This window comes from Serratia sp. BNK-12, assembly GCF_047456085.1.
Lineage (GTDB): Bacteria > Pseudomonadota > Gammaproteobacteria > Enterobacterales > Enterobacteriaceae > Serratia > Serratia liquefaciens.
On record NZ_CP179896.1, the window covers coordinates 25,389 to 41,699 of the forward strand.

At 56.1% G+C, this 16,311-nt stretch carries 10 protein-coding genes and 1 pseudogene; 5 read left to right on the forward strand and 6 right to left on the reverse strand.

The window, feature by feature from the left end; all coding sequences use genetic code 11:
- Positions 1–96: 96 nt before the first annotated feature.
- Both ACMGG1_RS00125 and ACMGG1_RS00130 read right to left on the reverse strand, forming a co-directional pair.
- Complete coding sequence (locus ACMGG1_RS00125; protein WP_414161090.1) at positions 97–1,029, reverse strand: sugar kinase; 933 nt, start codon at positions 1,027–1,029, stop codon at positions 97–99.
- Between the two features lie 165 nt (positions 1,030–1,194).
- On the reverse strand, positions 1,195–1,398 hold the full coding sequence (locus ACMGG1_RS00130) for a 2-hydroxymuconate tautomerase family protein (RefSeq protein WP_020837477.1): 204 nt from the start codon (positions 1,396–1,398) through the stop codon (positions 1,195–1,197).
- 146 nt (positions 1,399–1,544) lie between these two features.
- Here ACMGG1_RS00130 and pdeH point away from each other — a divergent pair, with 146 nt between their 5' ends.
- Both pdeH and ACMGG1_RS00140 read left to right on the forward strand, forming a co-directional pair.
- Positions 1,545–2,330, forward strand: coding sequence for a cyclic-guanylate-specific phosphodiesterase (pdeH, locus tag ACMGG1_RS00135; protein WP_082144866.1), 786 nt, complete (start codon positions 1,545–1,547; stop codon positions 2,328–2,330).
- A 98-nt stretch (positions 2,331–2,428) separates the two neighbouring features.
- Entirely contained in the window at positions 2,429–4,462 is a 2,034-nt protein-coding gene (locus ACMGG1_RS00140) for an AsmA family protein (RefSeq protein ID WP_187962047.1), read from the forward strand.
- A 29-nt stretch (positions 4,463–4,491) separates the two neighbouring features.
- Here the strand turns inward: ACMGG1_RS00140 and ACMGG1_RS00145 are convergent.
- From ACMGG1_RS00145 to yhjD, 3 genes and pseudogenes are all read right to left on the reverse strand, one after another.
- A pseudogene (locus ACMGG1_RS00145) lies at positions 4,492–5,259 on the reverse strand (CDP-diacylglycerol diphosphatase); the annotation flags it as partial.
- 99 nt (positions 5,260–5,358) lie between these two features.
- Positions 5,359–6,681 (reverse strand): MFS transporter, encoded by a 1,323-nt coding sequence (locus ACMGG1_RS00150; protein WP_020837472.1) that lies wholly within the window; start codon positions 6,679–6,681, stop codon positions 5,359–5,361.
- 328 nt (positions 6,682–7,009) lie between these two features.
- Positions 7,010–8,029 carry an inner membrane protein YhjD gene (yhjD, locus tag ACMGG1_RS00155; RefSeq protein ID WP_020837471.1) on the reverse strand — a complete coding sequence of 340 codons (1,020 nt, stop codon included), beginning with the start codon at positions 8,027–8,029 and terminating at the stop codon, positions 7,010–7,012.
- A gap of 339 nt (positions 8,030–8,368) precedes the next feature.
- Here yhjD and ACMGG1_RS00160 point away from each other — a divergent pair, with 339 nt between their 5' ends.
- Complete coding sequence (locus ACMGG1_RS00160; protein ID WP_020837470.1) at positions 8,369–9,235, forward strand: crotonase/enoyl-CoA hydratase family protein; 867 nt, start codon at positions 8,369–8,371, stop codon at positions 9,233–9,235.
- A 16-nt stretch (positions 9,236–9,251) separates the two neighbouring features.
- Here the strand turns inward: ACMGG1_RS00160 and pdeR are convergent, their stop codons facing one another.
- Entirely contained in the window at positions 9,252–11,246 is a 1,995-nt protein-coding gene (pdeR, locus tag ACMGG1_RS00165; protein ID WP_046374906.1) for a cyclic di-GMP phosphodiesterase, read from the reverse strand.
- A 611-nt stretch (positions 11,247–11,857) separates the two neighbouring features.
- Between pdeR and spy the strand changes: the two genes are divergently transcribed.
- Both spy and ACMGG1_RS00175 read left to right on the forward strand, forming a co-directional pair.
- Positions 11,858–12,355, forward strand: coding sequence for an ATP-independent periplasmic protein-refolding chaperone Spy (gene spy / locus ACMGG1_RS00170; RefSeq protein ID WP_400827795.1), 498 nt, complete (start codon positions 11,858–11,860; stop codon positions 12,353–12,355).
- A gap of 896 nt (positions 12,356–13,251) precedes the next feature.
- Positions 13,252–16,266, forward strand: coding sequence for an autotransporter outer membrane beta-barrel domain-containing protein (locus ACMGG1_RS00175; protein WP_400827812.1), 3,015 nt, complete (start codon positions 13,252–13,254; stop codon positions 16,264–16,266).
- Positions 16,267–16,311: the final 45 nt, after the last annotated feature.

The following is a 16,311-nucleotide window of genomic DNA, read 5'->3' on the forward strand; positions in this document are numbered from 1 at the left end:
TTACCCCAAACATCCGAAAACCACGTTTTTCGGGTGTTTGTCATCAGACTAAGGCCAGCATTATTGCTGGCCTTTCGCATTTGTACGGAACAGGATTCATTGCGGCATGGCTGCGAGTGGGATAATGGCGCCACGATGCTGGATCACCGTGCTGGCGGTGAGATGACCGCGCTGCGCCGCCTGCACGGCGTCGCCGCCGGTTAAGCGTACCGCCAGGTAACCCGCGCTGAAAGAGTCCCCGGCCGCCGTGGTATCCACTACTTTTTCTTTCGGCAGCCGTACCGCCGGGATTTCAAATTCGGTGCCTTCGGCGCTGAACACCAGGCAGGCCTCTGCCCCGCGTTTGATCACAATCTCCATTACGCCCAACTGCTGTGTGCGCTGCACCACCTGTTCCACCGGCTGTTTGCCCCACAGCAAATCCTCGTCATCCAGCGTCAGGAAGGCGATATCGGTGCAGGCCAGCACCTCGCGATAAGCCTGCTGCGTTTCTTCCCGGTTTTGCCACAGCCGCGGGCGATAGTTGTTATCGAAAATGACTTTGCCACCGTTGGCGCGGCACTGGCGCAGTAATGCCAGCAGCTTGGTGCGGCTGGCCGCGTCGAGGATCGCCACGCTGATGCCGCTAAGGTATAGATAATCGAAGTGGGCCAGTTGTTCGCATAACGTCTCCGCCTGTGGGTTGGCCAGCCAGTAACGGGCGGCGGCGTCATTGCGCCAGTAATAGAAAGTGCGTTCGCCGGCCTCATCGGTTTCGATCACGTACAGGCCCGGCAGCTTGTTTTCCAGCCGTTGAACCAGGCGCGTATTGACCTTCTCCTGTTGCCAGGCGTGCAGCATCTCATCGCTGAAACTGTCGGTGCCGAGCGCGGTAACGTAATGCACCTGCAGCGTGCTTTCTGCCACCTGGCGGGCGATGTATACGGCAGTATTTAGCGTATCGCCGCCAAAGCCGCGGCTAAGGTCCGCGCCTTTTTGCGACAGTTCAATCATGCATTCGCCGATCACGGCAAGATTCTGGGTGGTCATAGTCAACGAGCCCTGGCTGAAAGAAGAAGGTGAATGAATGCGAAACCCATCCAGTCTCAAGGCAAGGGGCGAGGGAGTCAACGAAAATAAAACAACGTTTTAATTTAATTATGACGACGATCGGGAAACTGAAAAATTTCCCGATCCGCAGACAAGAGTCCGCCGTTATTTAGCGGCTGCGCGCAGCTCGGTGACGCATTTGCCGCCGATGCCCCAGTTGTCGGTTTCTACTTCATCGATGACGACCACGGTGGTGGCCGGATTCTTCCCCAGCGTATCCACCAGCAGTTGTGTCACGCCGGCGATCAGCTGTTTCTTTTGCTCCGCTGTCGCACCTTCACGGGTAATTTTGATATTTACGTAGGGCATGTTTTTTTCCTTGGTTTTTTGTTATCGCTATTCACTGTAGAAGGCTTTTGCCGCCGCTTAAAGTTTTATCGCCTGCTGCCGATAAACCCAGGGAAGCAATCACGCAGACTGAGCGTTTTCATGTCCCTTCGATGGCGATAGTCCCAATGACAACCAAGATGATTTCTGGTCTGCTGGCGCCATTCCTTGCCGTATGCACACATATAAAAGCACAGCATTTTTGGCGGCAATGCCGGCGGCAGTATACTTTTCAGCCGATCTACCGCACCTGTGGCACTCTGCTGGCACTCGAACTGCTGACGGCGGTGTCTCATCCTGACGCACCGGACAAACCGCTGTCGCCGGAGCACTATTTTGCTGCCCTTGACGTGCGCAAGCGCCTGCAGATCATTCAGGAACAGCTGACGTTGCTCCAGCACTGGCAGCCGTTGTTGACCCGTCACGCGTTGATGGTGTCGGTCAATATCGACGGCATTGCATTGCAGGCGCTTCAGCGGCACGACGTGTTGCAACGACAGATTGCCAGCATGCCTTATCTGCGCTTCGAGCTGGTGGAGCACGCGGGAATGGCGTTGAACGGCCCGTTGCAGCAAATTGCCGGGGCCGAGCGGCTGTGGTTGGATGACTTCGGTAGCGGGTTGGCGAATTTCTCCGCCGTCAGTACCTGGCGCTATCAATACATCAAGGTGGCGCGTGAATTGTTCACCCTGCTTAAGCAGACGGAGGATGGCATTCAACTGCTCTCCACGCTGGTCAGAATAATGAACCAGCACAGCGAAGGAGTGATTGTTGAAGGGGTGGAAACCGAGCAGGAATGGCTGCTGGTGCAGCGCTCTGGTGCCCTGGCGGCGCAGGGGTACTACCTTTCCCGTCCCGCCCATTTCGACACTCTGCAAACCTTGCCCAGATTGTTTTCCGTGCCGGCTGCCTGATCCTCGTCCCCTAAAGCGTGAACTCTGGCCTATCCTCGGCTAGGCTTGATAACAGTTGCTTATCAATTGTTGGCAAGTTTCGCGTTCAGGGAGCCATTATGACAAAAACAGGAAAGGCGTTCACTTGGGTGGGCGGTATTGTGCTGCTGATCATCGTTGCGTTGGTGATCTTTGCGCTGGCCTTCGACTGGAATCGCCTCAAACCGACCATTAATGACAAGGTGTCTGCCGAATTGCACCGTCCGTTCGCTATCCGTGGCGACTTGGGTGTGGCCTGGACACGTGATAAGGATGAAGGCGGTTGGCGTGCCTGGGTGCCATGGCCGCGTATTCATGCCGAAGATATCGTACTGGGTAACCCGGAAAATATCCCGGGCGACACTATGGTCCAGTTGCAGCGCGTCGAAGCCAGCATCTCGCCATTGGCGTTGTTGGGCAAAGAGGTGCTGATCCCGCGTATTTGGCTGAAGCAGCCGAACGCGAGCCTGCGGCGTCTGGCCAATGGCGAGAATAACTGGACCTTTAACTTGGCCGGCGATCCCAATCAGCCCCCGTCCGACTGGACGGTGAACGTTCATGACATCGTATTCGATAAGGGTCAGATTGCTTTTAAAGACGCCACGCTGAAGGCCGATTTCCGCGCTGAGATTGACCCGCTCGGCAAACCTTTGCCGTTCAGCGAAGTGACGGGCAAAAAAGACGCCAGCAAAGCCATCACGCCTGACTATGTTTTCGGTTGGAAGGTGAAGGGGACCTATAACGGTGAGCCGCTGGCGGGCAGCGGCAAGATCGGCGGTATGCTGTCGTTACAAAGTGCCGACTCGCCATTCCCGCTGCAGGCAGATGTGCGTTCCGGCTCAACCCGGGTAGTGGTAGCAGGTACGCTGTCCGACCCGATGAACCTCGGCGGGCTGGACTTGCAGCTTAAATTCTCCGGTGACAGCCTGGGGAATCTGTATGGCCTTACCGGCGTGCTGCTGCCGAATACTCCGCCTTACTCCACCGATGGTCACCTGAGTGCTCGCCTGCACGAGAAAGGCGGAGCCGTATTCCAGTACCAAAAATTCGACGGCAAAATCGGCGACAGCGATATTCACGGTGATTTGACCTATGTCGCCAGCAAACCCCGGCCGAAGCTAAGCGGTGAGGTACTGTCGAAGCAGCTGCGCTTCGCCGATCTGGCGCCGTTGATTGGCGCGGACTCCAACACCGAAAAAGCCGGACGCGGCGAAAAAAGCCGTCAGCCGGCTGGCAAGGTGCTGCCGGTAGAAAAGTTTGAAACCCAAAGCTGGAAGGTGATGGATGCGGACGTCAAATTCACCGCCAAGCGCATTGAGCACGGCAGCTCGCTGCCGCTGAGCGACCTCTATACCCATCTGCAGTTGAACAACGGCGCCATCCTGATGGATCCGCTGCGGTTCGGCGTGGCGGGCGGTAACCTCAACGCCACCCTGCGCCTCGACGGCAGCAAGAATCCGATGCAGGGTCGGGTGGATATGCACGCGCGGAAATTCCAGCTCAAGCAGCTGTTGCCGAACGTGGGATCGATGAAACGTAGCCTGGGGCAGCTGAACGGCGATGCCAAGCTCACCGGCACGGGCAACTCGGTGGCGGACTTGCTGGCGACCAGCAGCGGCGATCTGCGGATGGTGATTAACAATGGGGTTATCAGCCGTAGCCTGATGGAAATTCTCGGGCTCAACGTCGGTAACTATCTGGTAGCGCAGCTTTTTGGCGACGACGTCGTGGGCATTAACTGTGCGGCGGCGGACATCGGGATCAGCACCGGCGTGGCGGCACCGCGGCTGTTTGTGTTCGATACCGAGAACGCGATTATCAATATCAGCGGCAATACCAATCTGGCCACGGAGCGGCTGGACCTGTCCATCGATCCGGAAAGTAAGGGGATGCGCGTGCTGACGCTGCGTTCGCCGCTGTATGTGAAAGGCACCTTCGCGCATCCGGACGCTGGGGTGAAGGCTGGTCCGCTGATTGCGCGCGGTGCGGCTGCGGTAGCGTTGGGCGTGGTACTGACGCCGGCAGCGGCATTGTTGGCGCTGGTTTCGCCGAGCGAAGGCGGTGAGGAGAACCAGTGCGGACAAATTCTGCAGCAGATGAAGAAGAAAAAATGACCGTTAATGGCCCGCACTGCGGGCCATTTTTATTGCAGAACCCGGCAGTCGTGATCCTGAATTTCTTCCGCCGAGGCCAGGGTAAACGGCAGCAAACTGCGCTCGGTGGCCAGCAGCAGGAAGTCGCCGCCCGGCAAAGCGGTCATTGCCAGGCCAAAACTGCCCATGCGGCCTTCGGATCGTGGTACCCCTTCTGCCAGCAGGCGGAAAGCCCCCTGTTTTTTCAGATCACTAGCGGTGACCTTACGTACCAGATAGTCGTGCCCCAGCAAGCCGCCGGGCATGGGTTCCCACTGTTCACTGTATTCTGTCGCATATCGCGCCAACTGCGTTTTTACCGCCGGTAACAGGCAGGAGATATGAATATGCAACTGATTCTGCGTTCGGCCATATTGCGAGTTAATCGCCAGCGAAATATCGGCGTCATCAATCTCTTTGCCGTATTTATCCGCCATAAAATGCCGTGCGGCCCAGGCTTGCTCAAAGAAGTTTGGGGTGGTGGCTTCCAGCACTTGCGGGCTTTCAATGCCGGTGATTTTGGCCGTTGGCATCAGTAAATACTGCAGTGGCCCGTTGCGATCCTTAAACACCACAAAACCGGCCTGTGGGTCTACCTGCGCGCAAGGTGCTGGGTTGTTATGCGTTTGTTGGTTGGGCAGGCACTGTTGGCTGACGATACGCCATAGCGCGTTTGAATTGGAGGGTATTAGCCAGAACCAGCCAGCCAGCGCAATGGCGATCACCACCAATGGCACAACGTACCAAAACAGTCTGCGGCGCAGAGACATTATTGATTTCCATTTCTGTCAAAGAGGAAGGGTTCAGCATAGTCCGATTTTATGACAGGAGACAATACGGGAAGTGCGGCCCGCCTGATGGGGGCCGCGTAAGCGGGGTTACAGCGACTTGTCTCGGGTCTCTTTCATCAACAACAGGGCGATCAGCGTCAGGCTGGCCATGGCCGCCAGGTACAGACCGACATAGAACAGGCCGTAGTGCGTTGCCAGCCAGGTGGCGATATAAGGCGCTACCGCGGCCCCGAGGATTGACGCGACGTTATAGGAGAAGGATGCGCCGGTATAGCGAACCTCCGTCGGGAACAGCTCCGGCAGCAGCGCGCCCATCGGGCCGAAGGTCAACCCCATGATGCTCAGGCCGCACAGCAGGAAGCCCATCACCAGCGCCTGGTTTCCGGAACCCAGCATGCTCGGGAACAGGAAGGCGAAGGCGATCATCAGCAGAGTAATGACGATCATGGTCTTGCGACGGCCAAAGGCGTCGGCCAGCAGACCGGCAATCGGTACCATAACGCCAAAGCCGATCACCGCCACCATCAGCATCCACAGGAAGCTGTTGCGCGAATAGCCCAAGCCCAGCGGCTGCGGCGTGGTGCCGTAGGTCATCGAGTAGACCGTCATCAGGTAGAACAGCGTATAGGTTGCCAGCATGATGAAGGTGCCGAGGATCGTCACCTTCAGGTGCTTGCTGAGCAGGGTGCCGAGCGGAATTTTCACCTGCTTGCCGGCTTTTGCCACCTTGGCGAATACCGGTGTTTCATGCAGTGACACTCGTACGTACAGCCCGATCAGCACCAGCGCGGCGGACAGAATAAACGGCACGCGCCAGCCCCATTCCATAAACTGCTGGTCAGTCAGCAACCAGGAGAGCAGCAGGAAGGTCCCGTTGGCGAAGAAGAAGCCGATAGGCGCACCCAGCTGCGGGAAGGAACCGTACAGCGCCCGTTTTCTGGCCGGGGCATTCTCGGTGGCCAGCAAGGCTGCGCCGCCCCATTCCCCGCCCAGGCCCAGACCCTGACCGAAGCGCGCCAGCGCCAGCAGGATTGGTGCGAAGATACCAATGGTTTCGTAGCTTGGCAGCAGGCCGATCAGCACGGTGGAAATCCCCATGGTCAGCAGCGAGGCGACCAGGGTCACCTTACGCCCAACGCGATCGCCGAAGTGGCCGAACAGCGCCGAACCAATAGGGCGCGCAACGAAAGCGACGGCGAAAGTGGCCAGCGACTGCAGCGTGGCGGTGGTGGGATCGCCCTGTGGGAAGAAGATATGCGGGAAAACGATCACCGCAGCGGTGGCGTAAATGTAAAAATCGAAAAACTCGATAGCGGTCCCGACCAGCGAGGCGACAATCACTTTTCCGCGTGAGTTAACCGGTGTTGACGCGTCGTCGGCGTCCAGAGTTGGTGCGATGGAGGCTTGCATAATATTTCTTATATTTTGAATTTGTAAAAATCCATCTTAGTCACAGCAAAATGCCTTTTCAATGACGAAACTTTGTACAATGCGGCGATTAACCGGTTAAAAAGCTTAATGTTTCATCACTGCGTTTCTGCATAGATTTTAACGTTGCCAAATGAATGATTCGCAGACTGAACATCTGTAAAAGGCGAAAAGAAAAGTTAGGCTGTAGTTTGTTATGCTGGTTTTGGCAGGAGAGCGGGTTTCTTATTGGTTTTATATGCTGGTTTAATTGCTTAAATGCAAAATAAAAAACCAGCCACAGGAAAGTGGCCGGTATGATTGCGTTGATTTACGGCGCGGATTGTTCTGAGGTTGGCAGGGTTTTATCCTCTTTATATTGCGCGGTGGCGATCCAGGCGGCGCAAAACAGCGTCAGTCTGGCGAAGAAATAGAAAAACGCCATCAGCCCAATCACCGAACCAAAGGCGGCCCCGGAAGGGGATTTAGCCACCTGTGGCAGCGTCATGGTCATCACAAACTTAATCACTTCGAAACCGATAGCGGCAAGCAGCGTGCCCCGCAGCAACGCCTTTTTCTTCGGCTTATGCCGTGGCAGCATCCAGAAGATCCACAAAAACAGCAGGTAGTTGGCAAAGATGGAGATCGACAGCGCAATCAGCGTCATGGCCGGTCGCAGCCATTCTATGCCTTCCAGACCCAGCGCCTGCACGATCGCCGCCTGCGCCGAACCGGCAATGGAGGTCAACGTCAGGGTGATAATCAGCGCCACCACCAGACCGGTGAGCGAGATAAAATCGCGGGTGTATTTGAAATAGATTTTTTCCTGATCCTGCGGATTGCGCTCCCAGACGTCACGCGACTGTGCACGGATCGCCTCTCGCAGGTTGCCCATCCAACTGATCCCCGAATACAGCGCCAGCGCCAGGCCGGTCAGCCCCACGGTGGTACGTTGCTGAATGGCGGTATTGACGGTGTTTTTCAGCGTACCGGCCAGGGTCGGATCGCTGATGCTGCCGACGATTTTATTGATCAGCCCGGTTAGCAGGTCCGGATTGGATGCCAACACAAAACCGACGGCGGCAAACGACACCATCAGAATCGGGATCAGCGAAAGAAACGAGAAATAGGTGATGGCAGCGCCGAATTGGCTGCCCAAGCGATCGTTAAAGCGCTCGGTGGCGCGCAGCAGGTGAGCGATGCTTGGCCAGGCCTTGATGCGTTCGACCAGGCGTGAAAATCCGGAAATGCGCCGGTCAAGGGTCTGGTGGCCGGTCTTGATGTCGATCAGCGGTTTTTGCGGCGCTTCACTGTTGGGCTGACGGGGGTCTTTATCTGATCCTGTAGGCATTACGTCACGATATCCTTAACGATAAATAGGCTGTCTCAATGTGATTATAGCCAAAAGGCTTGCCGTTTTGGCCGCCGGGGCCGGTAACCGGCTAATTTGTGAGCTTAGCGCGTTCACTCCCCCGGTGAAATGTTGCAGCCTGCCGATAGGTAAAATTCTTATGTCAGCCGCGTTCCAGCGCGGTTTTTTTCATTCTCCGACCTTCAATTTTTATCTGTTTCATCACCAAGAAAGCGTTTACTCATGATGTGGCGCGACGGTTTACCAGTCGCCGCGCAACTGCAGCCGTAGGGGCTGGAACGGTTTCAACTGTTAACACGAGAGAAAATGGAAGGTCATATGAAATTACTTAATCACCCCACCTGTCGCCCGTTTACCGAAGCGGGCAATTTGACCCAGATATCCGCCTACTATGAGGAGGAACGGCACATCATGTGGATGCTGCTGCGTGCTGAACCGCGCCCTTGCTTCAATCAGGCGTTAATCGAAGACATCATGACGCTGGCGCAGGCAGCAAAAGAGTCTTCATTGCAGTTTGATTTTTGGGTCACCGGATCGCTGGTGCCCAATATGTTCAACGTCGGTGGCGATCTGCAGTTCTTTGCCGAGGCCATTAAAAACCGCAAGCGCGAGGCGATGATGGCTTACGCACGTGCCTGCATTGACTGCGTGCATGCGGCGGCGCGCGGGTTTGATACCGGTGCGGTCAGCATTGCGATGGTGGAGGGCAGCGCTCTGGGGGGCGGCTTCGAAGCGGCGTTGGCACACCATTTCGTGCTGGCACAGAACAACGCGCGGATGGGTTTTCCGGAAATTGCGTTCAACCTGTTCCCCGGCATGGGGGGATATTCGCTGGTGGCACGCAAGGCAGGTATGCGCCTGGCGGAAGAGCTGATCTGGGGGGGCGAGTCGCACACCGCTGAATGGTTTGAAAGCCGTGGCCTGGTCGATCAGTTGTTCCAGCCCGGCGATGCTTATGTGGCGACCCGCACCTTCATCGATACCATCCGGCCCAAATTGAACGGGATGCGCGCCATGCTACGCGCCCGTCAGCGGGTGCTGCAGCTCACGCGTTCGGAGCTGATGGATATTACCGAGGATTGGGTGCATTCGGCCTTCACCATCGAGGAGAAAGATCGTGCCTATATCGAGCGTCTGGTTATGCTACAAGACCGCCACACGCTAAACCTGCGTCGTGCAGGCTAACATTACCTGGCCCGCATCAGGCTGAGGAGGGATGCGGGCAATAAGATTGCAGCCAATGTTCCAACTGGTCCGGGAGCATTGGCCGCGCAAACAGAAATCCTTGTTTCTCATCCACACCGACTTCATCCAGAAACTGATTTTCGCTTTCGGTCTCTACACCTTCGGCAATCACCCGGAACCTGAGCGCTTCGGCCGCCGCGACGATGGCGCGCACCAGCGACTGCGAAACCGGATTGCAATTCACCCCGCGCACGAAGCTTTTATCCAGCTTGATGGCATCCAGCGGAATGCGGGCCAACTGGGCCAAAGAAGAGTAGCCGGTGCCAAAATCATCGAGATGCACCTGCGCCCCCAGATCGCGTAACCGCGTGATCACTTCGCGGGCACGTTTTTCATCCTCAATCAGGCTGCTTTCCGTGAGTTCGAAGTCGAGCAGGCAGGGGGCCAGGTGATTGCACTGCAATACCTGAGCGAGATCTTCAACGATGGAATCATCAACCAACTGCCGTGCGGAAAGATTCACTGCCACCCGCAGATTCAAGCCTTGTCGTTGCCACTGTGCGGCCTGTCTGGCGGCGGTTTGCAGCACCCAGCGCCCGAGTGGGCCTATCAGACCGGATTCTTCGGCATAAGAGATAAACTGCAACGGTGGGATCAGGCCGCGCTCGGGTGAATCCCAACGCACCAAAGCTTCTACGCTGCACACCTTGCCGCTGAGCGCCTCGATTTTGGGCTGGTAGTACACCACCAGTTGATCTTGTTCCAACCCCTTTCGCAGGTTGGTATCCAGCCACATGTATTCCGCGACGCGTTTGTTCATTTCCGGCGAGAACACGGTATAGGTGCGTTTGCCGTGCTCTTTGGCGACGTACATGGCGGTATCAGCACTGCGGATCAGGCTGTCGAGATCGTTGCCATGTTCGGGGCATAGCGCAATGCCAATCGAACAGCCGGTATAGACCTCGATAAGGCCGATACGAAAGGGGGTCTTCAAGCGGTCGATAATGCGCTGGGCCAGCCGTTGCAGCATCTCGCGATCGGCCTGCTGGGCAAGCACCAGAAACTCATCGCCCCCCAGACGGGCCAGGGTTTGGTCTGGCGCGAGACAGCCAAGCACCGCCAACGACACCTCCACCAATAAACGGTCGCCGAACATATGGCCGTAGGCGTCATTCACTTTTTTAAAGTTGTCGAGATCGAGATACACCAGACCGACATGATTGCCGTCGCGTGCGGCGATTGCCTGGGTGATTTTGTCCTGAATGGCATTGCGATTGGGCAGGCCGGTAATAATGTCGGTATTGGCCAACACCCGCAGTCGTTCCTGAGCGCGACGCTCTTCGGTGATGTCGGTGCCGGAGCAAATCAGGAACACCTCATTTTTACCGCTGCCGCTGTGGACGAACTTGTTGCGAAACAAGAACAGCCGTTCCCCCTTCACCGTTTTGATCCAACGTTCCACCTCATAGGATGATCCGTTGCGAAAAAAACCGGCGATGTTTCGCCGCGATGCCGCCGCTTCTTCCGGGCTCATAAACAGCTGAAAGACGTTTTTACCAATAACATCATGTTCGTGCAGGCCGGTGTACTCTTCGCTCAGTCGGTTAAAGCGCTGAATACGACCATGTTGGTCAACAATCACAATCACCGAATTGGCTTCTGACACCACCTGTTCGGCAAAAGACAGGCCGTGTACCAGATCGCGGGCGACCGATTGGGTGTCGCTGAAGGCCGAGGCGGTACCCGCCCATTCCTGATTATTGATCCTGCGCCCGACCAGATGCAGATGTATCGGCTCACCCCCCAGCGTGATGGTGATATCAAGGCTGGCGGTAATGCCGGTCAGACGGCGGATTTTGGCTGCCTGCATGGCGCTGAGCGCCACGGCCATATGGGTTTTGCCTTTCACTGCCGACAGCGCCAGGGCATTGCTGTCAAACGCCAACCGCCAATATGGGCTGTTGGTGCCGAAGTGGGCATTAAGAAGCATAGGGCCTTGGTCTGCGAACATGATGATTCCTCAAAATGGCACGACAGCCAGCCTGTGCGATGGGCACAGCAGCAAATTCTGGCTCGGTAGTGGCCGTAGTGCACGTATCTCCATCATATAACACGTTTTTCACGGGCAGAGGATGAAACTATTATATAACCAATAATTAGTTTTGCAGTGTAAACGTCGCGTTGCCGCCGCTGCAGAAGGCTGCGTTGCGCAGCGGATCCTGACGATCTCACTGGGGGTGGATACAATCTTAAGTGTAAGTGAGAACCTGCGCTTTCGAGAGATTCGTACGATTGCTGCTTTCGATGCCGTCGTCATCTTGTTGCAGGACGGTTGCAGTGGATAAGCCTAAATTATAATAAAGACGGGCTTTGACAGGAATAACCCCATCGGGGGGAAAGCAAAATCAGGTGATCGTCAGGCCAGGGGAAACCAAAATTTCCAGATAATAAACAACATCTCCATAATTCATTCATTATTGTCGAATAAACCTGTTTCGGGCTTTAATAAATTTACACACCATCGCATTACTATATGTTTATCGGCCTATTATTATCTCCGACGAAAGATGAGCCTGTTCACGTACAGCGCTCCTGATGAAGAATAATTTTAAGGAAATGATCATGCGTAAACTGACCGCTTTATTTGTCGCTTCTACTCTGGCTCTGGGTTCTGCTTCCATGGCTTTCGCTGCAGATACGACAGCGGCACCTGCGACGACAGATGCCACTTCGATGAAAATGATGCACCACAAGGGCGAGGGTAAAGGCGGGCCATTCGCCGGTCTGAACCTGACTGAACAGCAGCGCCAACAAATGCGCGATATCATGAAAGAGTCGCATCAGAAACGCGGTGCGGGCATGAAAGAGGAGCGTCAGGCCTTGCATAGCCTGGTCGCCTCCGACAGCTTCGATGAAGCCAAAGCGAAAGCCCAAATTGACGCCATCAGCAAAACTCAGTCCGAGCATATGCTGGAGCGCGCCAAAGCTGAAAATAAAATGTACAACCTGCTGACCCCAGAGCAGAAAAAACAATACAATGAGAATTATCAGAAACGCGAACAGAAAATGATGGACCACATGAATAACATGAAGTCGAAAATGACGACTGAACAGAAATAATTTCATGCGGTAAGTAAAAAGGGCCAGATTAATTATCTGGCCCTTTTTTTGGATTAAAGAACCTTTCCGTTGATAAGGCCCGTGGAAGAAACTCATTCGGCACGCCAGTAACCGAGCGGAATTGTTCGATCACGATCTGGGCAAAATGCGGATCGTTAATATGATAAGCGGTTTTTACCAACACATCTTTTGCTGGTGGGCAGCACAGTGGTTCCCGGCGCATCGATAAAAGCGGCCAGTGCCTGTGGATCCCGAAACGGCTGCCGCGGCGCGTCCAATGTGGGTCCACCGCAAGCCGGGATCATGAAGCGCACTTCGCCTGTGCAGGCATTCATTACTGGCGAAAGTCATTATTCCGCAGGCTGAAGAAGATGCGATGAACAGCAAAAAACCGTTAGCATGATAATCCAATTTTCAATGGTCTGCTCCGTGTAAACCAGCATATTTCACTGAGTGAATATTGATAATTCTTATAATTAAAAGAAATAATAAACGCATTTTATGCTTTTTTTTAATGATCGACGGAGGCGAGTTTGTCGGCTTTTGTTATTTGATTTATTTCTATTTATCATTTAATTAGCTTTTCATCTCGCCAGGAGGGGCTCATTCTTCTCGCCCGTTTTCGGTCATTCAAAATCCTTATGTCTTTCCTTCCTTTTTTCTAACAATGACGTTCCCCCGTTAGGCGTTTGCCTTATTGACCCATAAGGCGCGCTTGAGATTGTTGTGCTTTATTTATTTGGTGTTACGAAACTGTTACACAAAAAAACCAATAAAACATTTGCAAACAACAATGGACGGTATCTGGGATGGAAAATAAACGTAGAGGAGTCAAGCCTGTTCAGGCGGCCTTCGGCTGGCCTGAAATTGGCGTTAGCCGCGCCCAGTGGAGCGCGATGCTTTTTTGCCTGGCAACCATCGGTGGGGCGCAGGCTGCGCCCTATGTAGAGAGCGGAAAGCAGGGCGATCCCGCCAGTTGGCGCAGTAAGGAATTTAATGCCGAATGGGGGCTGGGGGCCATCCACGCCGATCAGGCCTACGCCGCCGGTTATACCGGCAAAGGCGTTAAGCTCGGCATTTTCGATCAGCCGGTATATGCCAAACACCCGGAGTTCGGCAGTCAGGACAAAGTGATCAACCTGGTCACGACGGGGATCCGCGAATATACCGATCCCTATATCCCGGTGAAGAAAGGCGATGCATTTCGCTATGACGGCACGCCAAGCGTGGATTCCGACGGCACTCTCGGCTCGCACGGGACCCACGTAGGCGGCATCGCCGCCGGTAACCGCGACGGCGGCGAGATGCACGGTGTGGCGTTTAACGCGCAAATCATCAGTGCGGAGAACGGGGATCCGGGGCCGGAAGACGGCATCATTCTCGGCAACGATGGCGCGGTATATCAGGCCGGTTGGAACGCGTTGATCGCCAGCGGTGCGCGTATCATCAATAACAGCTGGGGTATCGGCATTACCGAGAAATTTGATCAGGGTGGTAAAGATCCAGCCTATCCGCATTTCACCCTGGCCGACGCGCAGAAACAGTTCGACCAAATCAAACAGATCCTCGGTACTAAAGCCGGTGGTGCTTATCAGGGGGCGATCGATGCGGCGCGCAGCGGCATTGTCACCATCTTTGCCGCCGGTAACGATTACAACCTGAATAACCCGGACGCGATGGCCGGTTTGGCCTATTTCGTGCCGGAGATCGCGCCGAATTGGCTGTCGGTCGCCAGCCTGCAGGATCCGAATAACACCGGTGATTACAGCATCAGCAGCTTCTCCTCCCGCTGTGGCTATACCGCCAGCTTCTGTGTTTCCGCTCCGGGCAGCAAGGTGTACAGCTCGATTATCGAAGGCAATAGCGTAGATAACCTGACCACCGGCTATGCCAAATACAGCGGAACCTCAATGGCCGCACCGCACGTGGCAGGCAGCATTGCAGTGCTGATGGAACGCTTCCCCTATATGACCGGCGCACAGGTGGCTTCGGTGCTGAAGACCACCACGGTTGATATGGGCGCGCCGGGCATCGATGCGCTTTACGGCTGGGGGATGATTGATCTGGGCAAAGCGATCCACGGCCCGGGGATGTTTGTCACCGAACAGGATATCCCGGAGGAGTTCCGCGTGAGCGGTGCCTACGGCCCGGACCAATTTGTGGTGAATCTGCCAGGCATCGGTGCAGTACTGGACAAAGGCAAACCTACCGAGCGTGTGTGTGACGATATTCATTGTGGGTTGGATGTCTGGAGCAACGATATTTCCGGCCATGGCGGCCTGACCAAATTGGGCATCGGCACACTGGTGCTGACCGGCAATAACAGCTACGCAGGGCCAACCCTGGTCAATCAAGGCCTGCTGGCGGTAAATGGTTCGGTGACTTCGGACGTGACGGTGCAAAGCGCCGGCGTGCTGGGCGGTTCCGGTACGCTGGGTTCGTTGACCGCGCGCAGAGGCGGTACCGTGGCGCCGGGCAATTCGATCGGCACGCTGAACGTGACTCGTGACGTCAGCTTCGAACCAGGCTCCCGTTACGCGGTGGAAGTGGCGGCGAACGGCCAGAGCGATCGGATCCAAAGTAACGGATCGGCGACGATCGGCGGCGGTGAGGTGGCGGTGTTGCAAGAAAAAAACGTCAATCTGCTTTCGCAGGGCAACGCAGGCAGTCTGATCGGCCGGCAGTTCAACATTCTCACCGCCCAGCAGGGTATCAGTGGGCAGTTTACCTCCACATCTACCTTCTCTCCCTTCCTGGGGGCCGGACTGACCTATCAGCCAAATCAGGTAACGCTCAACGTCGGCCGTAATGACACCAGTTTCGCCAGCGTGGCAGCAACGCAGAACGAGCGGGCGGTGGCGGCAGCGGCAGATGCGCTGGCGGCGGGTAATCCGGTGTTTGAAAGCATCCTCAACGCCGGTTCGGCGGGGGAAGCGCGGCAGGCGTTCCGCCAACTGTCGGGGCAGATCCACGCGGATATCGCTTCGGCACAGGTCAACGACAGCCGCTACCTGCGCGACGCGCTGAACGGCCGTTTGCGTCAGGCGGAAGGGCTGGCGACCTCGCCGGACATCAAGGCTGACGACGACGGTGGCGCCTGGGCGCAGCTGTTGGGGGCCTGGGACCACGCGTCGGGCGATGCCAATGCTACGGGCTATCAGGCATCCACCTACGGCGTGCTGGTGGGGCTGGACTCGGCGCTGGCGGACGAATGGCGGTTAGGGGTCGCGACCGGTTATACCCGCACCTCGCTGGACGGCGGTTATGGCTCGAATGCTGACAGCGACAACTACCACCTGGCGGTGTACGGCGGCAAACAGTTCGGTGAACTGGCGCTGCGTGCCGGCGGGGGTTACACCTGGCACCGTTTCGATACCTCACGCTCGGTGAACTACGGCATGCAGTCAGATCGCGAAACCGCGAAGTACAGTGCGCGCACCGAGCAGGTGTTCGCCGAAGCGGGATACAGCATAAAAGCGGCCTGGGTGAATCTGGAGCCGTTCGCCAACCTGGCGTACATCAACTTCCAGAACAACGGCATTGCGGAAGACGGTGGGGCAGCGGCGCTGCACGGTGACAAGCAACACACCGACGCGACGGTCTCGACGCTGGGGCTGCGTGCGGACACCGAGTGGCAGGCGAGCAAAACCACCGCGGTGGCGCTGCGCAGCGAGCTGGGTTGGCAGCATCAGTACGGCGATCTGGATCGCGGTACCGGGCTGAAGTTCAACGGCGGCAGCTCACCGTTCGTGGTGAACAGCGTGTCGGCATCGCGTGACGGTGCGGTGCTGAAAGCCAGTGCGGAAGTGGCGGTGAACAAGAACGCCACGCTGTCGCTGGGCTACGGCGGGTTGCTGTCGCAAAACTACCAGGACAACAGCGTCAACGCCGGTTTTACCTGGCATTTCTGATCTTAAAAAACAAACGGAACAACCGTCCCGCTGGGGCGGTTTTTA